At 63.7% G+C, this 25,101-nt stretch carries 26 protein-coding genes; 9 read left to right on the top strand and 17 right to left on the bottom strand.

Annotated features, from left to right (window positions below; all coding sequences use genetic code 11):
- Window positions 1-2 precede the first annotated feature (2 nt).
- Together C2H86_RS18360 and C2H86_RS18365 are read right to left on the bottom strand one after the other, a co-directional pair.
- On the bottom strand, window positions 3-713 hold the full coding sequence (locus C2H86_RS18360) for a fumarylacetoacetate hydrolase family protein (protein WP_159409245.1): 711 nt from the start codon (window positions 711-713) through the stop codon (window positions 3-5).
- A gap of 92 nt (window positions 714-805) precedes the next feature.
- Window positions 806-2,146, bottom strand: a complete 1,341-nt coding sequence (locus C2H86_RS18365; protein ID WP_159409246.1) for an MFS transporter — start codon at window positions 2,144-2,146, stop codon at window positions 806-808.
- A 294-nt stretch (window positions 2,147-2,440) separates the two neighbouring features.
- Between C2H86_RS18365 and C2H86_RS18370 the strand changes: the two genes are divergently transcribed.
- The 6 genes from C2H86_RS18370 (at window position 2,441) to C2H86_RS18395 (ending at window position 6,861) form a co-directional block, all read left to right on the top strand.
- Complete coding sequence (locus C2H86_RS18370) at window positions 2,441-3,370, top strand: helix-turn-helix transcriptional regulator (RefSeq protein ID WP_159409247.1); 930 nt, start codon at window positions 2,441-2,443, stop codon at window positions 3,368-3,370.
- Between the two features lie 10 nt (window positions 3,371-3,380).
- Entirely contained in the window at window positions 3,381-4,313 is a 933-nt protein-coding gene (gene pcaQ / locus C2H86_RS18375) for a pca operon transcription factor PcaQ (protein ID WP_159409248.1), read from the top strand.
- A gap of 266 nt (window positions 4,314-4,579) precedes the next feature.
- Window positions 4,580-5,335, top strand: a complete 756-nt coding sequence (locus C2H86_RS18380) for an FKBP-type peptidyl-prolyl cis-trans isomerase (protein ID WP_027918134.1) — start codon at window positions 4,580-4,582, stop codon at window positions 5,333-5,335.
- A 280-nt stretch (window positions 5,336-5,615) separates the two neighbouring features.
- Window positions 5,616-6,056, top strand: a complete 441-nt coding sequence (locus C2H86_RS18385) for a YkvA family protein (RefSeq protein WP_054886433.1) — start codon at window positions 5,616-5,618, stop codon at window positions 6,054-6,056.
- Window positions 6,057-6,157: 101 nt separating this feature from the next.
- Entirely contained in the window at window positions 6,158-6,496 is a 339-nt protein-coding gene (locus C2H86_RS18390) for a helix-turn-helix domain-containing protein (protein WP_159409249.1), read from the top strand.
- Window positions 6,493-6,861 carry a hypothetical protein gene (locus C2H86_RS18395; RefSeq protein WP_159409250.1) on the top strand — a complete coding sequence of 123 codons (369 nt, stop codon included), beginning with the start codon at window positions 6,493-6,495 and terminating at the stop codon, window positions 6,859-6,861. The genes C2H86_RS18390 and C2H86_RS18395 overlap by 4 nt, the downstream gene beginning before the upstream one ends.
- Here the strand turns inward: C2H86_RS18395 and C2H86_RS18400 are convergent.
- Both C2H86_RS18400 and C2H86_RS18405 read right to left on the bottom strand, forming a co-directional pair.
- Window positions 6,843-7,817, bottom strand: coding sequence for an EAL domain-containing protein (locus C2H86_RS18400; RefSeq protein WP_159409251.1), 975 nt, complete (start codon window positions 7,815-7,817; stop codon window positions 6,843-6,845). The two genes, C2H86_RS18395 and C2H86_RS18400, sit on opposite strands and share 19 nt — an antisense overlap.
- Window positions 7,818-7,931: 114 nt before the next feature.
- Window positions 7,932-10,013, bottom strand: coding sequence for a carboxy terminal-processing peptidase (locus tag C2H86_RS18405; protein ID WP_205524554.1), 2,082 nt, complete (start codon window positions 10,011-10,013; stop codon window positions 7,932-7,934).
- A 143-nt stretch (window positions 10,014-10,156) separates the two neighbouring features.
- Here C2H86_RS18405 and C2H86_RS18410 point away from each other — a divergent pair, with 143 nt between their 5' ends.
- Window positions 10,157-11,119 carry an NAD(P)H-quinone oxidoreductase gene (locus C2H86_RS18410; RefSeq protein WP_159409253.1) on the top strand — a complete coding sequence of 321 codons (963 nt, stop codon included), beginning with the start codon at window positions 10,157-10,159 and terminating at the stop codon, window positions 11,117-11,119.
- A gap of 60 nt (window positions 11,120-11,179) precedes the next feature.
- Here the strand turns inward: C2H86_RS18410 and C2H86_RS18415 are convergent, their stop codons facing one another.
- From C2H86_RS18415 to C2H86_RS18440, 6 genes are all read right to left on the bottom strand, one after another.
- Window positions 11,180-11,833 carry an HAD family hydrolase gene (locus tag C2H86_RS18415; protein WP_159409254.1) on the bottom strand — a complete coding sequence of 218 codons (654 nt, stop codon included), beginning with the start codon at window positions 11,831-11,833 and terminating at the stop codon, window positions 11,180-11,182.
- A gap of 14 nt (window positions 11,834-11,847) precedes the next feature.
- Window positions 11,848-12,837: an ABC transporter ATP-binding protein gene (locus C2H86_RS18420; RefSeq protein ID WP_159409255.1), complete on the bottom strand. Its 990-nt coding sequence runs from the start codon at window positions 12,835-12,837 to the stop codon at window positions 11,848-11,850.
- Between the two features lies 1 nt (window position 12,838).
- Window positions 12,839-13,633 (bottom strand): ABC transporter permease, encoded by a 795-nt coding sequence (locus C2H86_RS18425; RefSeq protein ID WP_159409256.1) that lies wholly within the window; start codon window positions 13,631-13,633, stop codon window positions 12,839-12,841.
- Window positions 13,623-14,462, bottom strand: coding sequence for an ABC transporter permease (locus C2H86_RS18430; RefSeq protein ID WP_159409257.1), 840 nt, complete (start codon window positions 14,460-14,462; stop codon window positions 13,623-13,625). The genes C2H86_RS18425 and C2H86_RS18430 overlap by 11 nt, the downstream gene beginning before the upstream one ends.
- A complete protein-coding gene (locus C2H86_RS18435) occupies window positions 14,459-15,265 on the bottom strand; it encodes an alkaline phosphatase family protein (protein ID WP_159409258.1) in 807 nt (268 codons plus the stop codon). The genes C2H86_RS18430 and C2H86_RS18435 overlap by 4 nt, the downstream gene beginning before the upstream one ends.
- A 126-nt stretch (window positions 15,266-15,391) precedes the next feature.
- A complete protein-coding gene (locus C2H86_RS18440) occupies window positions 15,392-16,456 on the bottom strand; it encodes an ABC transporter substrate-binding protein (RefSeq protein ID WP_159409259.1) in 1,065 nt (354 codons plus the stop codon).
- A gap of 317 nt (window positions 16,457-16,773) precedes the next feature.
- Here C2H86_RS18440 and C2H86_RS18445 point away from each other — a divergent pair, with 317 nt between their 5' ends.
- Window positions 16,774-17,487 (top strand): UTRA domain-containing protein, encoded by a 714-nt coding sequence (locus tag C2H86_RS18445; RefSeq protein WP_159409260.1) that lies wholly within the window; start codon window positions 16,774-16,776, stop codon window positions 17,485-17,487.
- Between the two features lie 4 nt (window positions 17,488-17,491).
- Here the strand turns inward: C2H86_RS18445 and C2H86_RS18450 are convergent, their stop codons facing one another.
- From C2H86_RS18450 to minC, 7 genes are all read right to left on the bottom strand, one after another.
- Window positions 17,492-19,645: a mechanosensitive ion channel family protein gene (locus tag C2H86_RS18450; RefSeq protein WP_159409261.1), complete on the bottom strand. Its 2,154-nt coding sequence runs from the start codon at window positions 19,643-19,645 to the stop codon at window positions 17,492-17,494.
- Between the two features lie 44 nt (window positions 19,646-19,689).
- On the bottom strand, window positions 19,690-19,857 hold the full coding sequence (locus C2H86_RS28205; protein ID WP_165837385.1) for a hypothetical protein: 168 nt from the start codon (window positions 19,855-19,857) through the stop codon (window positions 19,690-19,692).
- Between the two features lie 203 nt (window positions 19,858-20,060).
- Window positions 20,061-21,350, bottom strand: a complete 1,290-nt coding sequence (locus C2H86_RS18455; protein WP_159409262.1) for a M18 family aminopeptidase — start codon at window positions 21,348-21,350, stop codon at window positions 20,061-20,063.
- A gap of 44 nt (window positions 21,351-21,394) precedes the next feature.
- On the bottom strand, window positions 21,395-22,030 hold the full coding sequence (locus C2H86_RS18460; RefSeq protein ID WP_159409263.1) for an RluA family pseudouridine synthase: 636 nt from the start codon (window positions 22,028-22,030) through the stop codon (window positions 21,395-21,397).
- An 84-nt stretch (window positions 22,031-22,114) separates the two neighbouring features.
- Window positions 22,115-22,369: a cell division topological specificity factor MinE gene (minE, locus tag C2H86_RS18465; protein WP_003252572.1), complete on the bottom strand. Its 255-nt coding sequence runs from the start codon at window positions 22,367-22,369 to the stop codon at window positions 22,115-22,117.
- Between the two features lie 3 nt (window positions 22,370-22,372).
- On the bottom strand, window positions 22,373-23,185 hold the full coding sequence (minD, locus tag C2H86_RS18470; protein ID WP_054893840.1) for a septum site-determining protein MinD: 813 nt from the start codon (window positions 23,183-23,185) through the stop codon (window positions 22,373-22,375).
- 100 nt (window positions 23,186-23,285) lie between these two features.
- Complete coding sequence (gene minC, locus C2H86_RS18475) at window positions 23,286-24,053, bottom strand: septum site-determining protein MinC (RefSeq protein WP_159409264.1); 768 nt, start codon at window positions 24,051-24,053, stop codon at window positions 23,286-23,288.
- A 111-nt stretch (window positions 24,054-24,164) separates the two neighbouring features.
- Here minC and C2H86_RS18480 point away from each other — a divergent pair, with 111 nt between their 5' ends.
- Window positions 24,165-25,100, top strand: coding sequence for a lipid A biosynthesis lauroyl acyltransferase (locus C2H86_RS18480; protein WP_159409265.1), 936 nt, complete (start codon window positions 24,165-24,167; stop codon window positions 25,098-25,100).
- Window position 25,101: the final 1 nt, after the last annotated feature.

Here is a 25,101-nt window from a genome sequence, read left to right on the forward strand (position 1 = left end):
ATTCAGGCGGCGTTGGCGGCTTGCCCGGCAGGGCGAGGGCCGACATGCAGTTGCAGTTCGCCGATGCCATCGATGCCGGCATGGATCGTGTCGCCCGCATTCAGTGGCGCCACACCGGGCGGGCTGCCGGTCATGATCAGGTCGCCGGGGCGCAGTGGCAGCTGGCGGGACAGCCGGCTGATCACTTCGGCCAGCGTCCAGGTCTGTTGGCTAAGGTGGGCGCGTTGGCGCTCCTGGCCGTTCACGTGTAGCCACAGCGATGCGTCCAATGGCCAGGCGCATTCGCCGGCAGGGACGATGGCGGTCATCGGTGCCGAGGCTTCGAACACCTTGGCGCCTTCCCAGGGCAGGCCCTCGGCCTTGGCCTTGCGCTGGTGATCGCGACGGGTCAGGTCGAGGCCAGCGGCAAAGCCGAACACATGTTCCAGGGCATGTTCCGGGGCAATGTCGGCGCCGCCCTTGGCGATGGCCGCGACCAGCTCGATTTCGTGGCAAAACTCATCGGTCTGCGGCGGGAAGGGCAGTTCGCCCTGCGCCTCGACCACGTTGCTCGCCGGTTTCATGAAGAACACCGGCTCCTGTGGCGCCGGGCCGTAGGATTCCGGCCATGGGTAGTTGCGGCCCAGGCAGAACACCCGGCCGACCGGGAAGCGCGTTGCGCTGCCGCGGATCGGCAGGCTGACGATGGCCGGCGGGTTGAACAGGTAGGTCATGGGTGGATCCTCCGTGCTGGAGTGGCCAGCGTAAGTCAGAGGCTGGCCGGCAAAGTTGGACGAAAACGGGGTCGGCTTGGACTAATCCGGGCTCATGCCGCCGTCTTCAGCTCGATGCGATACAGCTTGCCGAGCAGCAGCGAGTAGGACAGGGTGCCCATCAGCGCCACCCCACCGATGAACCAGAACGCCATGGCGAACGAGCCACTGGCTTGCACGACCAGGCCAATCACGATCGGCGTGACAATCCCGCCGATGTTGGCTGCCAGGCTTGTGATCCCGCCGGTCAGGCCGATCAGCTCCTTGGGCGCCACTTCCGACACCGCCGCCCACGACGATGAGGCGATGCCCTGGGCAAAGAACGCCAGGGTGAGGATGGCGATGCACAGCACATTGGAGTCGGTGAAGTTCACCAGCACGATCGACATGCCCAGCATCGAGCCCACCACCAGCGGCAGCTTGCGGGCGAACGACAGCGAGTAGCCCTTGCGGATCAGCAGGTCGGACACGATCCCCGCGAGGAGGATGCCGACCGTGGCACCAATGAACGGCATGACGGCGAAGATGCCGACCTTGATCAAGGTCAGCTGGCGCTCTTCGATCAGATAGGTGGGGAACCAGGTGAGGAAGAAATACAGCGCAGAGGTGCTGGCGAACTTGCCCAGGCAGATGGCCCAGACCTGGCGATAGCGGAACAGCTCAGCCACCTGGCGCCAGTCGAAGCGGGTGCGCTGCTGGCTGCTTTTCACCAGTGCGCCGCCGTCTTCGATGTAGGCCAGTTCTTCCTTGCTGACCTTCTTGCAAGACAGCGGGTCGCGGTACAGCCACAGCCACACCACGCCGAACAGGATGCCGATAAGGCCAGTGCTGTAGAACACGTGGCGCCAGTCGTAGGTGGTCGCCAGCCACAGCAGCGCGCCAGTGAACAGCGCGGTGCCCAGGTACTGGCCGCACACGTAGATGCTGCTGGCCATGCCGCGCTCGCGGGCAGGGAACCACACTGTGACCGCGCGGCTATTGGCCGGGAAGGCAGGGGCTTCCATGGCGCCGACCGCCAGGCGCAGGCCGAACAGCGAGGCAAAGCCGCTGGCAAGCCCTTGGGCCACGGTGACCGCCGACCAGCTGATCAGCGATACGCCGTAGGTCAGGCGCGAACCAAAGCGGTCGGCGATGAAGCCGGCTGGCACCAGGGCCAGGGCGTAGGTCCAGGCGAAGGCGGAGAAGATCAGGCCCATCTCGACCTTGTCCAGGCCCAGGTCCTTGGCCATGAACGGCGCAGCGATGGAAATGTTCACCCGGTCGACGTAGTTGATGATGGTCGCCAGCAGCAGCAGCGACAGCATGAACCAGCGGCGGCGGGTAGGCAGGCGCTGGGCAGGGGCCGCGTCCAGCGCGTATGAAGACGCGGCGCGGGGGGTAGGCGTGCTCGACATGAGTCGACCTCGTTTGTTGTTGTTGGTAGAGGTTGGGCTGCAGTCCCTTTTCTAAGGTGGTCGTACAACGATAGGAATGCAACGGCGGTTTTAGACCGTTTTTTTCACGGCAGGCGGGGCAGGACTGCGCTGTCCAAGAAAATTCGCCGTTGGGGTTTTGTTCTGTTTTTCTGCTGTATGTCGCGTTTTTGGCGGGCTGCGTGGATTTGCTGTTGCGCAGGTTTTTGCAGAAGGGGTTAAATTGCAGAGTTTGGACATCGTACAACTTAGTGCCCCGCAACCCGGAGATTGCCCATGCCCCCCAAGCGCGAGGTCCCGACCTACGTCATGCAGCAGCGCAGCGAGCTGATGGATTTCTACATCCGCGACCAGCGCGGCCGCCCCGCCGAGACCGCGCCGCATCGTCACGAGTATTTCCAGATCCAGGTCAATTTCGGCGGCGACACGGTGCAGCACATCGGCAGCGTGCAGCGCCCATTCAGGCGCAACACCCTGGCCTTCATCCTGCCGCATAGGGTGCATGTGATCCCGCACCCGTCCGACAGCGACTTCGTGGTGATCAATTTCTCCCAGACATTCCTGCTGCCGCACCTGGCCTGCGACCCGATGGACCTGGAAGAGGTGTCGATCCTGCAGGCGCCGGAACTGTCACCGTTCCGCTTCCAGGAACATCTCGACTTCTGCCTGGACGAGGCGGATTTCGCCGAGGTCCGGCAGGTCCTCGAACGCATGCGCGCACTGGATGCCAACCGCCGTTTTGGCACCCGCGAAGTGCTCAAGGGCCTGTTGCTGCAACTGATCGGCCAGGTTTGCAGCCTGTACGCCGAGACGCTGCGCGAACTGGCTGACAGCAATGCGGCCCAGCTCAGCCGCCGCGCCGCGCTGGGGCGCATGAGCGAGTATTTGCGTCGGCACATCGACGACCCCGACCTGAACCTGCAGAAGGTTGCCGCCGCCACCTACCTGTCGCCGACCTACCTGACCCACTGGCTGCGCAAGGAAATCGGCAAGACCTTCAGCGAGCTGGTGCTGGAGCGGCGCATGCACACCGCGCGCAACTACCTGCTCAACGGCAGCCGCCCGGTGGGCGAGGTGGCGCGGCTCTGTGGTTTCGCCGATGAAGCCTACTTCTCCCGGCGCTTCCGCCAGATCCACGGCCTGCCACCCGGGCAGTTCCGCCGCCAGCAGCGCGACCCGGATACGCCGCAGGTGGCGATGCGGTAAGCTTGCCGGCATGAACCTCGACACCCGTATCAAGTACCGCCACCTGCTGTGCTTCCTGGAGATTGCCCGGCAGGGCAGCCTGGCCAGGGCTGCCGACATTCTGGCGATCAGCCAGCCGGCGATTTCCAAGACCCTCAAGGAACTCGAGGACCTGCTTGAAGCGCGCCTGTTCGAGCGCAGCCGCCAAGGCGTCGAGCTGACCCCGGCTGGTACGCGTTTCATGCGCTACGCCGGGCCTAGCGTGCAGGCGCTGCGTGATGGCGTCAGCAGCTTGCGTGGCGAAGCGCGGGCGCCGTCGCAGGTGCGCATTGGCGTGTTGTCGACGGTCGAAGGGTTGCTGATGCCCGAGGTGCTGTGCCGCCTGCATCAGCGCCACGAGGCATTGGTGATCAGCGTGGTCACGGGGATCAGTGCGCAGTTGCTCGGGCAACTGCGCCTGGGTGAGCTGGAGCTGGTGGTTGGGCGCATGACCGACAGCCCGCAGATCCAGGGGTTGTCGTTCGAGCACTTGTACAGCGAATCCATGGCGCTGGTGGTGCGCCCTGGCCATCCCTTGCTTGCCAGCGCACTAGTGGAGCGGCAGCGGGTCGGCCAGTATCCGCTGGTGCTGCCACCGCCGGGTACCACCATCCGCCAGCATGCTGACAGCCTGTTCGTGCAGTGTGGCATCCAGATGCCGGCGCAGCGCCTGGAGACCTTGTCGTTGGCATTGAGCCGTCGTTACCTGCTGGGTAGCGATGCGCTGTGGGTGGCGCCGCGTGATGCGGTGCTGCTGGATTTGCGCCGGGGGGAGCTGGCCGAACTGGATCTCGGTGTGCGTGAGCCGGGTGGTTCGGTGGGCATCTGCCGGAATGCGGCATTGCCACTGAGCCTGCCGGGGCAGTGGGTGTGCGAGGTGCTGCGCGAGCTCGCTGAGCAGTATCGGGAAGGGCGGTATCCTTGAGGTGCCTGCCGCAAGATTTTCAGCGCCTGTGAGATCTTGCGGCAGGCACTCAGAACCACCCGAAATAAAAACCCACAAAAACCAGGAAAACCTGGCACAAAGGGTCAATACTGGCCAATGGCTGTAAAGCTTCCATGAAGAAGCCTTTAACTACTGAACTTCCTTACGAAAACCCGCTCTTATGCCGGTAGCCATTGGTGATGGCCGCCTGATAAGCTCGCGGCTTTACCCTGATTGCCCTTATGGCGCATGAACAAGGAAATAGCATGAAACAGCATCGTCTGGCGGCTGCGGTTGCCCTGGTAGGCCTGGTACTGGCTGGCTGTGATCAACAAGCCAGCAGCCCCGAGCTGAAGACTCCGGCACAGAAAGCCTCCTACGGTATCGGCCTGAACATGGGCAAGAGCCTGGCTCAGGAAGGCATGGAAGACCTTGATTCGAAAGCGGTCGCCCTCGGCATCGAAGACGCTGTCGGCAAGAAGGAGCAACGCATCAAAGACGAAGAGCTGGTAGAAGCCTTCACCGCGCTGCAGAAGCGCGCCGAAGAGCGCCTGGCCAAGGCCAGCGAAGAAGCTGCCAGCGCCGGCAAGAAATTCCTCGAAGAAAACGCCAAGAAGCCTGGCGTGGTCACCACCGCCTCCGGCCTGCAGTACGAAGTCGTGAAGAAGGCCGACGGCCCGCAGCCGAAGCCGACCGACGTGGTCACCGTTCATTACGAAGGCAAGCTGATCGATGGCAAGGTGTTCGACAGCTCGGTCGAGCGCGGCAGCCCGATCGACCTGCCAGTCAGCGGTGTGATCCCAGGCTGGGTCGAAGGCCTGCAGCTGATGCACGTTGGCGAGAAGTACAAGCTGTTCATCCCGGCTGAACTGGCCTACGGCGCCCAGAGCCCGAGCCCGCTGATCCCGGCCAACTCGGTCCTGGTCTTCGACCTCGAACTGATCGCCATCAAGGACCCGGCCCAGCTGCAGGGTGGCGAAGCGCCGGAAGCTGAAGCCCCGGCCGAAGCACCTGCCAAGTAATAACGGCTGGTAGCTGCACAACGCCCCGTCCTGACGGGGCGTTGTCGTTTGTGGGGGATGATTCGGCGAACCTCATGCGGCTGCCACTGTCCGAGCAAGAGTAGTGTGAAGAAGCCGCACGTGTCCTGAAGCAAATCGTTTGCGGAACTGAAACGACTGTGTAAAAAACGCCCGATCTGACCGGGGCCCTTGCCTTGTGGGCGCCAGCCGTCACAAACTTCGCCCTGTTCACAAGGTTATCCACAATAAATGTGGATAACCTTTCCCTGCTGGAGGCTCCATGAGCGCACCCTGGAATTTCGCCCGTTTCCTGCCCCTGGCCGAACGCCTGCTCAGCCGTGGCCGGTTGCCGGCCTTGCTGTTCGCAGTGGCCCGCAAAGGCCCGCGCATCGGCCAGCTGCGCGACGACGTCAAGCTGCTGCAGTCGCTGTGCCTGGCCTGGTGGCGCGGTGAGTACCGTGCCATCAGCCCCAAGGCACTGGTGACCATCGTCGCCGGCTTGCTGTACTTCGTCAGCCCCATCGACGCGATCCCCGACTGGATTCTGGGTGTGGGCTTTCTCGATGACATCGCCGTGCTTGGCTGGGTGCTGAAGACCGTGGCCGATGAGCTGGCGCGTTTCAAGGCCTGGCGCGACAGCCAGGCGCCCGAGCGTCTGCGGGTGGTCGAACGCCTGCCCGATACCCCCGAAGCGCTGCGCCTGGAGCGCAATACGCACTGAAATCGAGCAAGTCCCCACAGACTCCCGCGCTTGGTAATATAATTGGCATAAGCGTTATGCCTACGGATTACATGCGGTAATCCTTACGTAAGGGGGTTGTAATGGGTATTCAGGTCATTAGCCGGGACGGTCAGCCCGAGTACGCCGTCGTGCCCTGGGAGCAGTATCAGGCGCTGCTCAAGGCAGCCGGGCAGGCACCCGCCGAGGTGGCTGTCGAATCAGCGCAACAGAGCGCCCCGCCTGCCAGCCTGCCCGCGTTCAGTGAAGTGGCACAGCTGCGCCAGGCCAAAGGCATCGCCCCTGAGCAGTTGGCGCGTAATGTCGGGGTGAGCCCGGCTTACCTGGCCATGATCGAATCGGGCGAGCGCCAGCCGGATGCTGCGATCCGCCGTGCCCTGGCGTGGCACCTGGGGGTGGCCGGCTGGAGCGAACCGTCATGAGCCAGGTCAGGATCAGCCGACAGCATTGGCAAAACCTGCTGGACGAGCTTGACCTGGCCCGCCGTCAACGCCACCTGCTCACCTACCGTGCGCTGATCGAGCGCCTGCAGTTGCCCAGCCCGGCCATGCAGACCCTCACCGCTGCGCTGGAGTACCTGGCGGTGCTCGATGCCCGTGCCGAGCAGCCGCTGCGCAGTTCGCTGGTCATCAGCCAGGGGGCCAGTCGCTTGCCGCGCACCGGCTTTTTCGAATGCGTGGAGCGCCTGGGGCGCTTCACCGGGCCGGTGGATGGCATGGAAGCGGCTTCCTGGCATGCCTCCGAAGTAGTTCGGGTGTTTGAGTACAGCTATCCCGAGCACGCCTGAGGGTTATGCATTGCCTGTGCTGGCCTCTTCGCGGGCACAGGCAATGCATCTCGATGGATCACGCCGCAGGGGTTGCCGTCGGCATCCAGTACATCCAGTTCCTTCAAGTCACCATTGCGGCCAAACAATTCCATGACCTGGCCGAGCGTGGCATTCAGCCCCACTGTCGGTTGCTCGACCAGAGCCGCAGGCAGCACCTGTGCCAGCAGCTGCTGACTCTCCCGCACCGCCATCTCCTGCGGCCGCCCCAGCAGGTACCCCTGCACCAGGTCCACCCCCATCTCGGTCAACACCGCCAGCTCTTCCGCCAGCTCGATCCCTTCGGCTATCACCTGCGCCTTCGACGCCCGGGCAATCTGCAGGATGGAGCCGACGAACTCGCGTTTGAGCGGATCGCGGTGGATGCCATCGATGAAGTGGCGGTCGATCTTCACGTACTCGGGACGCAGCTCCGACCACAGACGCAGGCTCGAATAGCCGGCGCCGAGGTCATCCAGGGCGATGGAAAAGCCCATGTCGCGGTAGTGGTGCAAGGCATTGGACAGCAGCTGGAAATCGTCGGTAGGGGTCTGCTCGGTCAGTTCGATCACTACCCGGCTGGGTGCCAGCCCCACTTGCTCGAGCAGCTTGAGGGTGCGCCCGGAAGGGTAGTGCGGTTCCAGCAGCGATTCAGGTGAGATGTTGAGAAACAGCTTGCCGTCGAGCCCCTGCTCGCTGAAGCGTCGGCACGCGCTTTCCCGGCACGCGGCCTCCAGCTCGGTCAGATGACCGGACTGGCGGGCGATGGTGAACAGGTTCAATGGCGAATGCAGCGGGCTGTTGGACGGGCCGCGGCTCAAGGCTTCATGGCCGAAGATACGCCGTTCGCTGAGGCAGACGATCGGCTGGAACAGGCTGTGAATGCTGCGCTGAGCCAGAATTGCGCTCAAGGCAGTGAGCTGTTCGGCGACGGTCATGACGGTATCCTGAAAATGAAAGGGCCGGGCATTTGCATGCCCGGCCCCTCTATTTCACGACAGTGCGATGACTGTTTGATGACGGGTCACATTAATCTGCCATCATCGGTCAGGTTACTTCTTGGCCACCGTGCTGCTTTCCCGGAGGTAGTCGATCAGGATGCGACCGGTCTCGGCCAGGTAGGCGTCGTCTTCCGGCTTGGTCTTGTCATCCTCGTCCGGCAGGGCGTCCTCGTCGACTTTCTTCAGCTCCTTGAGCGGCTCCTCGCCCTTGGCCTTGCGACGGATGTTCTCCATCGCCAGTTGCTTGGCTTCGACGTCATCGTGGCGGGCACGACGCTCCTGCTCGTTGAGGCTGACGGTCTTCTCGTCCATCAGCTTCTGGGTCAGGGCCAGGCGGTCACGGATGTAGGTGAACTCGGCATCCTTGGCGCTGCGTGCGTCATGCTTGGCCTTGAGGTCAGCCAGGAACGGCTTGAACGGGTCGGAGGCCGGCTTCACCACCGGGCGGATGGTGTCCCACGGCATGGCCTCAGGCAGGGCGCTTTCGCCGATTTCCTTGGTGTCGATGATCGACGGGTAGTCGATGTCCGGGAGCACGCCCTGGTGCTGGGTGCTCTGCCCGGAAACCCGGTAGAACTTGGCCAGGGTCAGCTTAAGCTCGCCATGGTTGAGCGGCTGGATGGTTTGCACGGTGCCTTTGCCGAAGGTCTGGCCACCGATGATCAGCGCACGGTGATAGTCCTGCATGGCACCGGCGAAGATCTCCGAGGCCGAGGCCGAGAGGCGGTTGACCAGCAGCGCCATCGGGCCTTTGTAGAAGGCGCCCGGGTTTTCGTCCTCGAGCACGTCGACACGGCCGTCGCTGTTGCGTACCAGCACGGTCGGGCCTTTCTCGATGAACAGGCTGGTCAGCTCGGTGGCTTCCTGCAGGGAACCGCCGCCGTTGTTGCGCAGGTCGATGACCACGCCGTCGACTTTTTCCTTCTGCAGTTCGGTGAGCAGTTTCTTCACGTCGCGCGTGGTGCTCTTGTAGTCTGGGTCACCGGCACGGTAGGCCTTGAAGTCCAGGTAGAAAGCAGGGATCTCGATGATGCCGAGCTTGTAGTCACGCCCGTCCTGCTTGAGCTTGAGCACCGACTTCTTCGCCGCCTGCTCTTCGAGCTTCACGGCTTCGCGGGTGATCGAGACGATCTTGCTGGTCTGGTCGCTTGGCGCATTGCTGGCCGGGATGACCTCCAGGCGCACCACCGAGCCTTTCGGGCCACGGATCAGCTTGACCACTTCGTCCAGGCGCCAGCCGACCACGTCGACCATTTCCTTGTTGCCCTGGGCGACGCCGATGATCTTGTCCGCCGGTGCCACCTGCTTGGTCTTGGCGGCCGGGCCTGCCGGCACCAGGCGCACGATCTTGACCTGGTCGTTGTCGCTCTGCAGCACCGCGCCAATGCCTTCGAGCGACAGGCTCATGTTGATGTCGAAGTTCTCGGCGTTGTCCGGCGACAGGTAGTTGGTGTGCGGGTCGTAGGACTGGGCGAAGGTATTGATGTAGGCCTGGAAGATGTCCTCGGCACGGGTCTGGTCCAGGCGCGCCAGCTGGTTCTTGTAGCGCTTGGTCAGGGTTTCCTGGATCTGCTTCGGCTCTTTGCCGGCGATCTTCTGGCGCAGCACCTCGTCCTTGACGCGTTTGCGCCACAGGTCGTCGAGCGCGGCCTGGTCCTTCTCCCACGGGGCATCCTTGCGGTCGATCAGCAAGGTTTCCTTGGTGGTGAAGTCCATCTTGTCGACACCCTTGGCCAGCTCGGCCAGGGCGAAGTCCAGGCGCTGCTTGACGCGGTCGAGGTAGCGCTTGTAGATGGTGAAGCCGGGGTCGAGGTTGCCGCTCTTGAGGAAGTCGTCGAACTGCGTCTTCCACTTGTCGAATTCAGCGATGTCGGCTGCGGTGAAGTAGCTGCGGGCCGGGTCGAGCAGCTTGATGTAGCTGTCGTAGATGATCACCGAGCGGGCGTCATCGAGTGGCGGCTTGCTGTAATGGTGACGCTTGAGCAGCTCCACCACGTTGAGGCTGGCGACGATTTCGTCGCGGTCCGGCTGCAGGCTGTCCCACTTGTTGGCGGCCGCCGCATTGCCGCCGAGCGTGAGGCTACCCAGGCCAACGATGAGGGCCAGGGCGGTGCTAGGGAGGAAATGCTTCATGCTGATTCGACGTGGAGGCAATTGATCACGCATAGTAGGCCGTCTTTTCCGTTCGCCGGTTCCATCGGAGCCGGACAAATACTGCAAAAAGCCTGGGGAGCGCGCTCCTCAGGCTCAGTCTGTGATTCAACTATGGAGGCACTGTGAAGGCATTGCAAGGCGTTGACGGACATGTGGCCTGGGTCGAGGCCGAACGCCCCGCCTGTGACGCGGGCCAAGTGCGCATTCGAGTGGCCGCTGCGGGGCTGAACCGTGCCGATCTGCTGCAGATGAAGGGCCTGTATCCACCGCCGCCAGGCGCCAGCCCGTACATGGGCCTGGAGTGCGCCGGGGTGATCGAGGAAGTCGGTGCCGGTGCTGATTGGCGTGTCGGTGACCGCGTCTGCGCGCTGCTGGCCAGCGGTGCCATGGCCGAGGAAGTGGTGGTGGATGCCCGCCATGTATTGCCGGTGCCGGAGGGTCTGAGCCTGCACGAAGCGGCGGCGCTGCCGGAGGTGTATGCCACGGCTTGGCTGAACATCTTCCAGCTGGGCAAGGTGAAGGCCGGTGAGAAGGTGCTGGTGCATGCTGGCGCCAGTGGCGTGGGCTCGGCGGCGATCCAGTTGTGCAAGGCGTTTGGCAGCCCGGTATGGGTCAGTGTCGGTTCCCAGGACCGCCTGGACTACTGTGAGGCGCTGGGTGCTGCGGGTGGCGTGGTGCGTAACCAGAACCTCGACGCGCTGGACGGTTTCGGGCCGTTCGATGTGATTCTGGACCCGGTGGGTGCCAGCTACGGCGAGCTGAACCTCAAGCTGCTGGCCCGTGACGGGCGTTGGGTAATCATCGGTTTGATGGGCGGGCGCAAGTTCGAACTGGACCTGGCCCAGGTACTGGGCAAGCGCCTGGAGATCACCGGGTCGACTCTGCGTAACCGCGACGATGGCTTCAAGGCTGAGCTGCTGCGCGAGCTGCAGCAACAAGTGTGGCCGTTGTTCGCCGAAGGGCGGTTGTCGCCGCAACTGGTCGATACCTACCCGGTGGAGTTTGCCCAGGCGGCGTATGCCGAACTGGAGACCAACCAGGTGTCGGGCAAGCTGGTGATGGTCATCGACCCGAGCCTGGCGTAAGCAGGCCAGACCCTTTCGCGGGCTTGCCCGCGAAAGGGCCGGCACAGCCCACACATATCTTCAGCTCCAGCTCAGGATCGGCCAGCCATTGACCTCTGCATGCTCGCGCAACACCGCATCCGGATTCACCACATGCGGATGATCCACCTTCAGCAACAGCGGCAGGTCATTGCGCGAGTCGGAATAGAAACTCGCGCCTTCCAGATTCTCCTGCTCCTGATCCAGCCATTCCAGTAACCGGGTGATCTTGCCCTCGCGGTAGGTCAGCACCCCGTGGGTCTTGCCGGTATACACCCCGTTCACCGCTTCCAGCTCGATCGCCAGGTACTCATCCACCCCCAGCCGCGCCGCAATCGGCCCGACCAGGTGCGTGCCTGAAGCAGAAATGATCAGAATCCGGTCGCCTCGCTGGCGATGCTCGGCAATGCAGCGGCAGGCGTCGCCGTAGATGATCGGCTCGATCACCTCCTCGACCCACGGTCCCACCAGGTGCTCGACCTCCTCCAGGGTGCGCCCGGCAATCGGCTCCAGGCTGAAGGCCATGTAATCCTCCATCTGCAGGTGGCCCTTGCCGTAGGCCTCCATCAGTTCATGGTCACGGCGCAGGAACTCCTTGCCATCGACCCAGCCCAGCCGGGCCATCTGTTCGCTCCACAGCGACGCGCAGTCGCCGTGGATCAGGGTTTCGTCCAGATCGAAAATTGCCAGTGCCATCTTGCTGATTCTCCTTAGGCCACTTCGCGCAGCGCCGTGGGGTCGATCGACAGGGAAACCCGCTGGCCGTCGGCATGCAGGTCCTCGGGCGAACGGTTGAGCACGTCGACCACCAGTTCCACCTCACGCACTTTTACGCGGTAGCGGATGACGTTGCCAAGCAGGCTGTGACTGCGTACCTCGGCGTCCAGTTCACCGTTGACGCCCAGGGTGATCGACTCTGGGCGGATTGCCAGGCGGCCGGTCACCGGCCGTTGCAGCAGGCGGCTGGCGCTGTCGGCGTCGAGCAGGTTGTAGTTGCCGATGAAACCGGCGGCGAACAGGTCCACCGGCTCTGTGTAGAGGGTTTCGGCATCGCCGCTCTGGACGATGCGTCCCTGGTTCATCAGGAAGATGCGGTCGGACATCGTCAGCGCCTCCTCCTGATCGTGGGTGACGAAAATGGTGGTCAGCCCCAGCTCGCGCTGGATCGCGCGTATCTGCTCACGCAGGTGCTTGCGGATGCGCGCATCCAGCGCCGACAGCGGCTCGTCGAGCAGCAGCAGGCGCGGGCGGGTGACCAGCGAGCGGGCCAGGGCCACGCGCTGGCACTGGCCGCCGGACAACTGGTGCGGGTAGCGCCCGGCGAAGTTGCCCAGCTCCACCAGGTCCAATGCTTCGCGCACGCGCTGCTGGCTTTCATCGGCCTTGACCTTCTGCATGCGCAGGCCGAAGGCAACGTTCTGCTCCACGGTCATGTTGGGGAACAGCGCATAGCTCTGGAACACCATGCCGATGCCACGCTTCTGCGGGCTTACCGGCACGATGTCGTGGCCGTCGAGGAGGATCTTGCCACCATCCACCGGGGTCAGGCCGGCGATGCAGCGCAACAGGGTGGACTTACCGCAGCCGGACGGGCCGAGCAGGGTGACGAACTCGCCGCGTTCGATCTGGCAGTCGATGTGCTCGAACACCGGGTTGCCGGCGTAGCTTTTTTGCAGGTTCTGTACGCTGACGAAGCTCATGTCAGGTTTTGTCCTTGTTCAGGCGGTTGGCGACCCAGGTCAGCACCAGCACGAAGGCGAAATACGAGATCACCAGCGCGCTGTTGAAGTGGCCACTGCTGTTGCGCATGTTGTTCAGGTAGACCTGCAGGGTCTCGTAGCGGGTGCCGACCAGCAGGTTGGCGAACACGAACTCACCAAACAGGAACGAGAACGACAGCAGCAGCGCCACCATCAGGCCCTTGCGCAGGTTCGGCAGCACCACCAGCAGGGCGGCCTGCCAGGTGCTGGCGCCGAGCAGCTGGGCAGCGTCCATCAGGTCGCGCAGGTTGATCGCCTGCAGGTTGTTGGTGATGGCCCGGTACATGAACGGCAAGGCGATGGTGAAGTAGCAGCCGATCAGGATCCACGGCGTGCCGACCATTGCCATCGGGCCGCTGCCATAAAGCTGCAGGAGGCCCACCGACGACACCACCGGCGGTACCGCGAACGGTAGCAGGATGAGGATGTTCATCAGGGCGTCGAGTTTCGGGAAGTGGTAGTGCACCACGAACAGCAGCGGCAGGATCAGCACCACCGACAGCAGCAGCGCGCCCACGCACACCAGCAGCGATTGGCCGAACGCGGCCAGAAAGCGCGGTTCGCTCCACAGCGCGATGTACCACTTCAAGGTCAGGCCGCTGGGCAGCAGGCTCGCCGACCAACTGGTGGCCAGCGAGTAGAGCAGGGTGCCGGCCAGTGGCAGCAGCAGGATCAGGAACAGCAGGTACACCACCAGCCGATGGTAGAGCCCGGCGGAGGTTTTTTCAGCGCGCATGGTAGCTCCTCTTGAGCAGCCATTGATGAACCACCGTCACCAGTGTCATCAGCCCCACCAGCACCATCGCCAGGGCACTGGCCAGGTTTGGGTCGAGGCTGATGTCGCCGGCCACCAGCCCGGCGATGCGGATCGGCAGCACGTTGAAGTTGCCGGTGGTCAGGGCGTACACGGTGGCGTAGGCGCCGAGGGCGTTGGCCAGCAGGATGACGAAGGTGCCGAGCAGGGCCGGGGTCAGCACCGGCAGGCCGATGTGTCGCCAGAACTGCCAGTGGCTGGCGCCGAGCAGCGCCGCAGACTCGCGCCAGTCTTCGCGCAGGGCGTCGAAGGCGGGGTAGAGCAGCAGCACGCCGAGGGGGATCTGGAAGTAGGTGTACACCAGGATCAGGCCGCTCTTGGAGTAGATGCTGAAGTCCTCCAGCAGGCCGATCTGTTTCAGCAGCAGGGTCAGCGCGCCGTTGAAACCGAGCAGGATGATGAAGGCGAAGGCCAGCGGCACCCCGGCGAAGTTGCTGGTCATGTTGGCGAAGGCGCTGACGAAGTCGCGCAGCTTCGAGTCGACCTGGCGCAGCGAATAGGCGCCAAGGGTGGCGATGACGATGCCGAACAGGCTCGACCAGAAGCTGATCTCCAGGCTGCGTTGCAGCGCCTGCAGGTAGAACTTGGAGGCGAACACCTTGCTGAAGTTTTCCACGCCCCAGCCGGCTTCCGATTGCAGGCTGTTGATGGTCACCCATGCCAGCGGGGCGATCTGGAAGATCACGAAGAATACGGCGAACGGCAGCAGGCAGAGCAGGGCCAGGTAGCGGCCACGGTTGCCGGCCTTCACTTGAGCAGCTCCCGGCACACGGTCTTGTCATGGGCGGCGCCGAGCAGCTCGCAGATGGTCCCGCACAGTTCGGTCTGCAGCGGTTTGGCGGCCGGGTCGAGGCTGAAAGCGTCGCCGAATACGAACAGCGGCACCTCACGCTCCTCGGCCAGCAGGCCGTTGTGCGAGCGGTCGTTGTTCATGCCGTGGTCGGCGGTGACCAGCACCTGGTAACCCTCTTCGAGCCAACCCGGCAGGTAGTCGGACAACAGGATGTCGGCGCTGCGCGCGGCATTGCGGTACTGGCTGCTGTCGAGGCCATGGCGGTGGCCGACATCGTCGATGCTCATCGGGTGGACCAGGAGGAAATTCGGCGCATGGCGGCGACGCAGGTATTCGCCGTCGGCCAGCAGGTGTGAATCAGGGTAGCGGTCGTCCCAGTAGAACAGGCCGTGCTGGATCGGCAGCTTTGGCGCGTGCGTGTGGCGGTCGCGCTGTGGGTCGAAGGGCGAGCGGTTGTACAGCTCGCTCATCCAGTGATAGGCCGCCGCCGCGGTGCCCAGGTTGGCTTCGCGGGCGTAGTGGAACACGCTGCGCTGATTGGACAGGCGGTTGACGTTGTTGTGCACGATGCCGCTGTCGATTGGCGCCACGCCGGTGAGGATGCACTCGTACAGCGGCCGTGACAGCGATGGCAGTTCGCACTCCATGCGGTAGAGCGCGGCGCGGTCGGCCTCGACGTAGGCGTGCAGGTGGCCCATGGCGTGGTGGGCGACCTGGTAATTGAGGCCGTCGAGCAGGACCAGGATGACGTTGTGGTTCATTTGAAGCTCCGCGGGTTTTCAAGAGCGGCCGCTTTGCGGCCTTTCGCGGGACAAGCCCGCTCCTACAGTCCGGCGCGGGCCTGTAGGAGCGGGCTTGACCCGCGAACGAGGGCGCAGCCCTCGCTATTACTCCATCTCGATGATCACTTGCTCCTGCCACTTCTGCGGCAGTGCCTTGGAGGTCGCTTCCCAGGCCGCGGCATCCTTGATCGGCTGCGCCGCCTTGTACTGCTCGTTCGGCAGCAGCTTGGCCTGCACATCCTCCGGCAGCTTCAGGTGCTCGGCACGGATCGGCCGCGCATGCCCCTTGGCCAGGTTGATCTGCCCGGCGTCGCTGAAGATGTACTCACGCGTCAATTTGGCCGCGTTCGGGTGCTTGGCGTACTTGTTGATGATGGTGGTATAGCCGGAGATCACCGTACCGTCCGACGGGATCAGCACTTCGAAGCGCTTGGGGTCGATCTGCTCGCGATAGCTCAGGCCGTTGAAGTCCCACACCACACCCACCTCGACTTCGCCTTTCTCGATGGTCTGGATGGTCGGGTTGGCCAGCGACAGGCGCTTCTGCTGGGCCAGCTTGGTGAACAGCTGCAGGCCCGGCTCGATGTTCTTCTCGTCACCTTTGTAGGCGATGGCCGCAGCCAGCACGCCGTTGGCAGCCTGGGCGGCGGTACTGACGTCACCGATGGCGACCTTGTACTTGCCTTTTTCCAGGTCGTGCCAGCTGGTCGGGCGATCGCCTTCCTTGACCAGGTCCTTGTTGATGATGAAGGCGATGGTGCCGGTATAGGCCAGCGCCCAGTGGCCGTCCTTGTCCTTGGCCCACTCAGGCACCTGGTCCCAGGTGCTTGGCTTGTACGGCTGGGTCACGCCCTTGCTGGCGGCGATCGGGCCGAAGGCGGCACCGACGTCGCCGATGTCGGCGCTGGCGTTGTCCTTCTCGGCTTCGAACTTGGCGACTTCCTGGGCCGAACTCATGTCGGTGTCGCTGTGCTTGAGGCCGTATTTGCTGGCCAGGTCTTCCCAGGTGCCTTTCCAGTTGGCCCAGGCATCGGGCATGCCCACGCTGTTGACGTTGCCTTCCTTGCGGGCGGCGTCTTCCAGGGCCTTGAGGTCGGGGCCGGCGGCCATCGCCGAGGTGCACAGGGTAATAGCCGAGCCGAGCAGTGACGCCATGAACAACTTTTTCATCCGAAGCTCCTTGGGTGGGTGCCTTTAGCGATCGTTGTTATGAATGAAGCTGTTTTTGCTGAGCGTTGGTCTAGGTCAGCAAAGCTTGAGCCAAGGTAGGCCGCTTGCGTGACAGTTTGATGTAGGGCAGGGCTTGCAAAGGCCTTGAAGCTACAGCGTAGACCACCCGATCACCCTGGCTCTGCTGGCTTGGCGCGTTTCTGGCAGTGGCTGGCCAAGGCCTTTGTCACAGGATGTTCATCAGCCCTGCCTAGGCTTGCACTATTCTCCAGAGGCCCCGTCATGGGGCTGGACTAGTCCAGATAGGTAACCTTTTGATGCAGTCGATGCCACCGCGCGCGGTAACAGCTATCTGCCATGCCCTGCAGGAGCAGATCGAGCACGGCTTGCTGGCGCCGGGCGGCAAATTGCCGGCCGAGCGCAAGCTCAGCGAGGTGTTCGCCACCACGCGCATCACCCTGCGCGAAGCACTTGTGCAGCTGGAAGCCCAAGGGCTGATCTACCGAGAAGAACGGCGCGGCTGGTTCGTCGCCCCGCAGCGCCTGACCTACGACCTGATCGAGCGTAGCCACTTTCATGCGATGGTGCGGGACCAGGGGCGGGAGGCCAGCACCGAGCTGCTCTCGGCGCGCCTGCAGCCGGCTTCGGCAGCCATCTGTGCGCGGCTGCAACTGCCGGCGCTGTCCAGCGTGGTGCGGATCTGCCGGTTGCGGCGCATCGATGGGCGGGCGGTGTTGTATGCCGAGCACTACCTGAATCCGAAGTACTTTCCCGGGATCCTTGAACAGGACCTGGCGCAGTCGCTGACCGAGATCTACGGGCGGGTGTATGGCATCCAGTACGGGCAGGTGTGCTTCGAGATCCTGCCGACCGCCTTGCCGGTGGACGCGGCGGGGGCGCTGAAGGTGTCAGCCGGCAGCCCCGGCTTGCATATCACCCGGGTCAACAGCGACCAGCATGGGCACCTGATTGACTGTGACCTGGAATACTGGCGGCACGATGCCATCCGCATTCGCGCCCAGGCGGGCTAGCGCCCTATCTGGATGCGCCGGTTTCTGTTGCTCCACCGCCGCCGGCAGTCACCACCTGCACCGACAGGCGCGGCGTAGCCAGGTCCAGCCCGGCCTCATCAAGCTGGCGCTTCAATGCCAGGTTGAACGCCCGCGACACTTCCCACTGCTTGATGGGGGCGGTTTTGAACCGTGCCCGCAGGATCGCCGAGCCGGACTCGAAACTCTCCACCCCCTGCAATTCCAGCGGCGACCAGATGTTGCGGCGCATCAGCGGGTCATTGCGCAGCTTTTGCCCCACTTCGCGGATCAGCGTGATCGCCTGGTCGATGTTCATGCTGTGCGGGATGGCCACACGGAAGATCGCGTAGCCGAACTCACGGGAGTAGTTCTTGATGCTCTTGATCTCGCTGAACGGGATGGTGTGCACGATGCCGTCGATGTCACGCAGGCGCACGGTACGGATGGTCAGGCCTTCGACCGTGCCCAGGTGGCCACCGACATCGACATAGTCGTCGATCGCCAGCGAGTCTTCGATGATGATGAACAAGCCGGTGATCAGGTCGGCTACCAGCGACTGTGCGCCAAAACCGATGGCCAGGCCGATGACACCGGCACCGGCCAGCAGCGGCGTGACGTTCATGCCCATGTTGGCCAGGGCGACGATCACCGCAATGATGAAGATCACCACGAACAGCACGTTGCGGATCAGCGGCATCATGGTCTGCGCGCGGGCGTTGGCCAGGCCCCGGCGCGACCGCACCAGGGCATGGTGCACCGCCGTGTCGGCGAGGATCCACACCAGCCAGGCGACGATCAGCGTGCCGGCCAGGCCCAGCAGGCGCACGCTCACTTCATGGCCGTCGCCTTCGGCGAAGCCGATCATCGACAGGCCCCACACGCGCAGCCCCAGTTCGATGAACACCAGCCAGATGAACAGGTGCACCAGCAGGTAGCCGAAGTTGCGCAAGCGCTCGGCGTACACCGCCTGGCGCTTGCTGGCGCGTTTGGGGTTGGCGGCGTGGCGACGTACCAGGCCGTTGAGCACCATGCACACCACCACCAGCACGGTGCACATCAGTGACTGGCGCAGGGCGGTGCTGGTGTCACCGGCGGAAATGAAGGTGGCGAACAGCGAGACCGCCACCAGGATCAGCGCCGGCACGAACCAGAAGCTGCCGAGGATTTCGATGGTGTCGCTGAGGGTGCGCCGGGTCAGGCGCCTGGCAAGCGGCTGGTTGCGGATCAGGTGAGCGATCGGCCGGCGGAAGCGCAGGATGAACAGGCCGGACGACAGCGCCGCGATGACATTGGCCAGGGTCGCCAGGGCGTGGGCCAGGTGGGTACCCAGGGCGACCAGCATGCGCGGGTCGCTCATGGCCTCGCCAAAGGCGGCGAAGCTGCCGATCAGCCACAGCGGGCGGAAGGCCTGGTGGCGCAGGATGTGCAGGGCACGGTGGCGATGGGGGCCGTCGAGCAGCGAGAAGGCGATCACGCAGATGGCCGAGAAGCAGGTGCCGACCACCAGTGCATAGGCCAGCACCATGGCCAGTGATTTGCCCAGCGACGGGGGCAGGGCGAAGCTCAGGTACACGGTGAAGATCAGTGCCACCAGCCACGGCCCCAGCTTGCGCAGGGCAAAGCGCACCAGGTCCCAGGTACGGGGGTGCTGCGGCAGTTCCTCGGTGAGGCCGAAACGCACCCGCACGCGGTGGCCGACCCAGTTGAAGGCATAGGCCAGCAGGCTCCACACCGCAATGACCGCAGCAAAGCCGAACAGGATGGCCGGCCACTGATGCACCGGCACGATCAACTCGGTGAGTTCGGCCTGGGCCTGTTCGATTTCTTGTGACCAGCGGTAGAAGGGGTTGGAATCACCGCTGAACTGCTTTTCGAAGTCGTGCAGGGCGCCGCCGATCAGGCCCAGGACCCCTTGTTCGACGGTGGGTTGCGATTGCTTGGTGGCGTCGCGCAGCTTCTTCAGGTCGGCCAGCAGCTTGGCGCGTTGCTGGTCGTTCTCGAGGTTCTTGATCACCTCGTCCAGGGATTTGCCCAGTGGTTCGGTGGCTTCGGGCTGGGCGGGGGCGCTGGAGCCCAGCAGGCTGGGCAAGCCCGCCGCCTGGACCGGGGACATGAAGATGAACAGCAGCAGGGCTAGGCAACGCAGAAAGGCTGGCACCGGAAAATCTACCTCAGGTCAAACGATTGACCGAGTGTAGAGGTTTATGTCGGCAGTTTCTCCAGGATCGTCCAGCAGGTGAGGCCAAAGATGCCCAGCGTGCCGATCCACATCATCAACACGCCGATATTGCGCTCGCGCATGCTGAAACCGATGGTCAGCAGCATCAGGAACAGGAATACCGGCACGAACAGCGAGAGAAAGGGGGACATGGGCAGCGGTCCTTCTGCATTGGGGGCCATACAACAAGCATAGCGGGTTGGGCAGAAGGGGGATTGATCCTGGGCATCTGTTTGCAGGTCTGGCCTCTTCGCGGGACAAGCCCGCTCCTACAAGGAAACGCGATCACCTGTAGGAGCGGCGGTGCGGCGATCCGACTTGTCCCGCGAAGAGGCCGAACCTGCCTAGATCAATCTCAAGGCAATTCGCGGCTACGGTAGAACGCCGACAGTACCTTCACCAGGTGCGCCAGGTCATGGCTGCCACACAGCTCGCGGATCGAGTGCATGGCAAAGGTCGGCAAGCCGATATCCACCGTGCGCACCCCCAGGTGGCTGGCCGCAATCGGCCCGATGGTCGACCCGCAGCCCATGTCGCTGCGCACCACGAAGCTCTGCACCGGCACTTCCTCGGCCATGCACAGGTGGCGGAAGAACCCGGCGGTTTCGCTGTTGGTGGCGTAGCGCTGGTTGTTGTTGACCTTGATCACCGGCCCGGCGTTGAGCTTGGGCCCGTGGTTGCCGTCGTGCTTGTCGGCGTAGTTGGGGTGTACGCCGTGGGCGTTGTCGGCCGAGACCATCAGCGAGCGCTGGATGGTGCGCACGTAGGCGTCGCCGTCCGGCAGCAGGCGTTGCAGGGTCTGTTCGAGCATCGGGCCGTCGGCGCCGCAGGCCGAGCAGCTGCCGACTTCTTCATGGTCGTTGCACACCAGCACGCAGGTCTCGTCGCTGTCCGCGCTCAGCAGCGCCTGCAGGCCGGCGTAGCACGACAGCAGGTTGTCCAGGCGGGCGCCGGCGATGAAGTCGCCGTTCAGGCCGATCAGCGCGGCGTCCTGGGTGTCGTAGAAACTCAGCTCGTAATCCAGCACCACGTCGGCGTTGAGGTCGTGCTCGCGGGCCAGCTGCTCGGTGAGCACGGCACGGAAGTCGATGCGCTCGTCACCGGCCACCTGGGCCAGCACCGGCGGCAGTTCGGTCTGCGGGTTGATCTGCCAGCCTTCGTTGGCGGTGCGGTTCAGGTGGATCGCCAGGTTGGGGATGATCGCGATCGACAGCTTGAAGTCGATCAGCTGGCTTTCTACCTTACCGTCACGGCGGAAGGTGACGCGCCCGGCCAGCGACAGGTCGCGGTCGAACCACGGCGCCAACAGCGCGCCGCCGTAGACTTCCACGCCCAGTTGCAGGAAGCCCTGGCGCTGCAGCTCGGGCTGCGGCTTGACCCGCAGGCACGGGCTGTCGGTGTGGGCGCCGACCATGCGGATGCCGTTCAGCAGCGGCGGCTGCTTGCCCAGTTTGATGGCGATGATCGAGGAGTCGTTGCGGGTAACGTAGTAGCGCCCACCCGGTACCGTAGCCCAGCTGTCACGCTCGTCCAGGCGCTGGTAGCCGGCCGCCTCCAGGCGCTGGGCCAGGCTGGCGGTTGCATGGAAGGGCGTCGGGGAGGCCTTGAGGAATTCGATCAGGCCGGTATTCAGTGCTTCGCGCATAACTCACTCCAAACAGCAGTGGCGCGAGTTTAGCGCAGTTACCTTCAGAAGGGGGCAGGGCACTCGAACTTCAGGCGCTCTCCGGAAACCGGGTGGGTGAAGCTCAGCATCGAGGCATGCAGGCACAGCCGATCATGGGCCGCCAGCGCCTCCGGGTTGGCATACAGGCGGTCGCCCAACAACGGATGGCCGATCGACAGCATGTGCACGCGCAGCTGGTGCGAACGCCCGGTGATCGGCGTCAGCTCGACCCGGCAGTGGTCCCCGCAACGCTCGACGATGCGCCAGAAGGTCAGCGCATGCTTGCCCTGTTCATGGTCCACCACATGCCGAGGTTTGGTCGGTGGATCGTAGCGCAGGGGCAGGTCGATGCTGCCGCTGTCCAGCGCCGGCTGGCCCCAGCACAACGCGGTGTAGGCCTTTTCGGTCTCGCGGTCGTGGAACTGGCGCGACAGCTCGCGGTGGCTGTCGGCATCGCGGGCCAGCAGGATGATGCCGGAGGTTTCCCAGTCCAGGCGGTGCACGATCAGCGCGTCCGGATAGCCGTTTTCCTGCAGGCGGGTGATCAGGCAGTCCTTGTTGTCCTCGGCACGGCCGGGTACCGACAGCAGCAGGGTCGGTTTGTTGATCACCAGGATGGCGGCGTCTTCATGGAGGATCTGGATGTTCGACAGCGGCATTGCGTGTTCTCTGTGAAAATGACAAAAACCACTGGGGCTGCAATGCAGCCCCAGTGGTTTTCGCCTGTGCCTGAAACGCCTGAATCAGCGATCCGGCAAGGTGATGTTCAGCTCCAGAATCGAGCAGCTGCCCTGGTTTTCCAGCTCGATATGCACATCATCGTTGCCGATGTTCACATACTTGCGGATCACTTCCAGCAGTTCTTTCTGCAGCGCCGGCAGGTAGTCCGGTTCGCTGCGCTGGCCGCGCTCATGCGCCACGATGATCTGTAGACGCTCTTTCGCTACCGACGCGCTGGTCTGTTTCTGTCTGCCACGAAAGAAGTCAAAAAGGTTCATGGTTTACTTGCCTCCAAACAGGCGCGCGAAGAATCCTTGCTTCGGCACTTCGATGAAACGCAGGGGTTTCTCTTTGCCCAGGAGGCGGTCGACCGTGTCGCTGTACGCCTGGCCGGCATCGCTCTGGTCGTCGAGGATGACCGGGATACCCTGGTTGGAGGCCTTGAGTACGGCCTGCGATTCGGGGATCACACCCTTGAGCTTGATCGCCAGGATCTCTTCGACGTCGGCGATGCTGAGCATTTCGCCCTTTTCGACACGCTCTGGGTGGTAACGGGTGATCAGCAGGTGTTCCTTGATCGGCTCTTCGCCGTTCTCGGAGCGGCGCGACTTGCTCGACAGGATACCCAGCATGCGGTCCGAGTCACGTACCGAGGACACTTCAGGGTTGGTCACGACAATGGCTTCGTCGGCGAAGTACATCGCCAGGTGCGCGCCTTTCTCGATACCGGCCGGGGAGTCGCAGATGACGTAATCGAACTGTTCTTTCAGCTCCATCAGCACCTTTTCGACGCCTTCCTGGGTCAGCGCGTCCTTGTCACGGGTCTGGCTGGCGGCCAGCACGAACAGGTTCTCGAGGCGCTTGTCCTTGATCAGGGCCTGCTGCAGGTTGGCTTCGCCGTTGACCACGTTGACGAAGTCGTACACCACGCGGCGTTCGCAGCCCATGATCAGGTCGAGGTTACGCAGGCCCACGTCGAAGTCGACGATGACAGTCTTGTGGCCGCGCAGTGCGAGGCCGGTGCCGATGGCGGCGCTGGTGGTGGTCTTGCCCACACCCCCCTTGCCGGAAGTAACGACGAGAATCTTGGCCAAGGTGTTTCACCCCTAAAATAAGTCGGGACACGTGTCCCTGCAAAATGCAAAAAACGGCAACAGATAAAAAAGTTGCTCTAAAAATGACGGCAAGTATCCGTTAAAGACGGGTGATGTTCAACACGTCACCGGACAGGCTGACTTGCACGCCGGCCCCCCATAGCGGGTCGCGGCGCAGGTCTTCGCACACCTTGTACTGGCCGGCGATCGAGACCATTTCGGCGGTCATCTGCTGGCAGAAGATACGTGCCTTGGTGTTGCCTTTGATTCCGGCCAGGGCGCGGCCGCGCATGGCGCCGTACACATGGATGTTGCCGTCGGCGAGAAGTTCCGCACCCGGGCTGACCGAAGCGGTGACGATCAGGTCGCCACCCTGGGCGTAGATCTGTTGGCCGCCGCGCACGGGGGAGGTGATGATGCGGGTAGGGCGCACTTCTAGCTCGGCTGGCGCCGGAGTCGGAGCCGGCTCAGGGACGGTCTCGACCTTTTTCACCTCTGGCTCAGGCTCCAGCGGCCGCTCACGGGCGCCGGACGGTGGCAGCACGGGCAGGTCGATGGCGATCGCCGCGGCGATGTCCTCGATGCGGTTGGCACGGATCGCCAAGGTTCGCAGGCCATGATGGCGGCAAATACGCATCAGCCCGGGCAGGTCGATTGCCCCTTCGTCGGCCGGCAGCTTGTCCAGCGCCAGCACCAGCGGCGTATTGCTGAAGAAATTCGGGGCCTGGGCCACTTTCGCCGCCAACTGGCGGTCGAGGGCTTCCAGGTCGTTACGCCCTAGTTCCAGCACAGTGATGGCGAGCATGCTGCCCTTGAGCTGGAACACGGAGGCGGTGTCGGGTGTGTGGTTTGGGCTCATGGTCTGCATAGACGGCTTGTTGCGAAAAAAGTGCCCTGACTTATAGCGATAAGACCGGTTGGCCGCAACCGGTGCCGATCCGTTGTAGAATGCTCGGCCTTTGTCTTGCCGGAAGCTTCAATGGAACGCCCGCGTTTTCGACCCTATTTCCTCCACCCGCGATTCTGGGGCCTGTGGCTGGGCCTGGGCCTGCTGTGGCTGGTGGTGCAGTTGCCCTACCGTGCCCTGCTGTGGCTCGGCGGTGCCCTGGGCGCGCTGATGTACCGCGTGGCCGGCGAGCGCCGGCGCATTGCCGCGCGCAATCTTGAGCTGTGCTTCCCGGAACTGTCCGACGACGAACGGCGGCGTCTGCTCAAGGCCAACTTCGCCTCCACCGGCATCGCCTTCTTCGAAATGGCCATGAGCTGGTGGTGGCCCAAGGCCCGCCTGGCGCGCCTGGCCCACATCGAAGGCCTCGAGCACCTGCAGGCGGCGCAGCAGGCCGGGCAGGGCGCGATCCTGATGGCGGTGCACTTCACCACCCTGGAAATCGGCGCCGCGCTGCTCGGCCAAGCCCATACCATCGACGGCATGTACCGCGAGCACGGCAATCCGTTGTTCGACTTCATTCAGCGCAGTGGCCGTGAGCGGCACAACCTCGATTCGCTGGCCGTGGAGCGTGATGACGTGCGTGGCATGCTCAAGCTGCTGCGCTCGGGCCGCGCGATCTGGTACGCACCGGACCAGGACTACGGCGCCAAGCAGAGCATCTTCGTGCCGTTGTTCGGTATACCGGCAGCCACGGTTACCGCGACCACCAAATTTGCCCGCCTGGGCAAGGCGCAGGTGATACCGTTCACCCAGAAGCGGCTGGAGGACGGTAGCGGCTATCGTCTGGTGATTCACCCGCCGTTGGAGAACTTCCCAGGTGAGAGCGAAGAAGCGGATTGCCTGCGTATCAACCAGTGGGTCGAGGGTGTACTGCGCGAGTGCCCGGAGCAGTACCTGTGGGCGCATCGGCGCTTCAAGTCGCGACCTGAGGGTGCGCCACGGCTGTACGATAAGAAAAAACGCTGAT

It is taken from the genome of Pseudomonas putida (assembly GCF_009883635.2).
In the GTDB taxonomy this organism is placed as follows: domain Bacteria; phylum Pseudomonadota; class Gammaproteobacteria; order Pseudomonadales; family Pseudomonadaceae; genus Aquipseudomonas; species Aquipseudomonas putida_W.

Excerpts from the sequence above, each read along its gene's own strand:
- C2H86_RS18385 (WP_054886433.1), top strand. The coding sequence starts at position 5,616 with ATGAGCGCACCCTGGAATTTCGCCCGTTTCCTGCCCCTGGCCGAACGC.
- C2H86_RS18455 (WP_159409262.1), bottom strand. The coding sequence starts at position 21,350 with ATGCGCGAAGCACTGAATACCGGCCTGATCGAATTCCTCAAGGCCTCC.
- C2H86_RS18360 (WP_159409245.1), bottom strand. The coding sequence starts at position 713 with ATGACCTACCTGTTCAACCCGCCGGCCATCGTCAGCCTGCCGATCCGC.
- C2H86_RS18480 (WP_159409265.1), top strand. The coding sequence starts at position 24,165 with ATGGAACGCCCGCGTTTTCGACCCTATTTCCTCCACCCGCGATTCTGG.
- C2H86_RS18435 (WP_159409258.1), bottom strand. The coding sequence starts at position 15,265 with ATGAACCACAACGTCATCCTGGTCCTGCTCGACGGCCTCAATTACCAG.
- pcaQ (WP_159409248.1), top strand. The coding sequence starts at position 3,381 with ATGAACCTCGACACCCGTATCAAGTACCGCCACCTGCTGTGCTTCCTG.
- C2H86_RS18365 (WP_159409246.1), bottom strand. The coding sequence starts at position 2,146 with ATGTCGAGCACGCCTACCCCCCGCGCCGCGTCTTCATACGCGCTGGAC.
- C2H86_RS18440 (WP_159409259.1), bottom strand. The coding sequence starts at position 16,456 with ATGAAAAAGTTGTTCATGGCGTCACTGCTCGGCTCGGCTATTACCCTG.
- C2H86_RS18420 (WP_159409255.1), bottom strand. The coding sequence starts at position 12,837 with ATGAGCTTCGTCAGCGTACAGAACCTGCAAAAAAGCTACGCCGGCAAC.
- minC (WP_159409264.1), bottom strand. The coding sequence starts at position 24,053 with ATGCAGACCATGAGCCCAAACCACACACCCGACACCGCCTCCGTGTTC.
- C2H86_RS18370 (WP_159409247.1), top strand. The coding sequence starts at position 2,441 with ATGCCCCCCAAGCGCGAGGTCCCGACCTACGTCATGCAGCAGCGCAGC.
- C2H86_RS18400 (WP_159409251.1), bottom strand. The coding sequence starts at position 7,817 with ATGACCGTCGCCGAACAGCTCACTGCCTTGAGCGCAATTCTGGCTCAG.
- C2H86_RS18405 (WP_205524554.1), bottom strand. The coding sequence starts at position 10,013 with ATGAAGCATTTCCTCCCTAGCACCGCCCTGGCCCTCATCGTTGGCCTG.
- C2H86_RS18445 (WP_159409260.1), top strand. The coding sequence starts at position 16,774 with ATGCAGTCGATGCCACCGCGCGCGGTAACAGCTATCTGCCATGCCCTG.
- C2H86_RS18395 (WP_159409250.1), top strand. The coding sequence starts at position 6,493 with ATGAGCCAGGTCAGGATCAGCCGACAGCATTGGCAAAACCTGCTGGAC.
- C2H86_RS18380 (WP_027918134.1), top strand. The coding sequence starts at position 4,580 with ATGAAACAGCATCGTCTGGCGGCTGCGGTTGCCCTGGTAGGCCTGGTA.
- C2H86_RS18390 (WP_159409249.1), top strand. The coding sequence starts at position 6,158 with ATGGGTATTCAGGTCATTAGCCGGGACGGTCAGCCCGAGTACGCCGTC.
- C2H86_RS18415 (WP_159409254.1), bottom strand. The coding sequence starts at position 11,833 with ATGGCACTGGCAATTTTCGATCTGGACGAAACCCTGATCCACGGCGAC.
- C2H86_RS28205 (WP_165837385.1), bottom strand. The coding sequence starts at position 19,857 with ATGTCCCCCTTTCTCTCGCTGTTCGTGCCGGTATTCCTGTTCCTGATG.
- minE (WP_003252572.1), bottom strand. The coding sequence starts at position 22,369 with ATGAACCTTTTTGACTTCTTTCGTGGCAGACAGAAACAGACCAGCGCG.
- C2H86_RS18460 (WP_159409263.1), bottom strand. The coding sequence starts at position 22,030 with ATGCCGCTGTCGAACATCCAGATCCTCCATGAAGACGCCGCCATCCTG.
- C2H86_RS18425 (WP_159409256.1), bottom strand. The coding sequence starts at position 13,633 with ATGCGCGCTGAAAAAACCTCCGCCGGGCTCTACCATCGGCTGGTGGTG.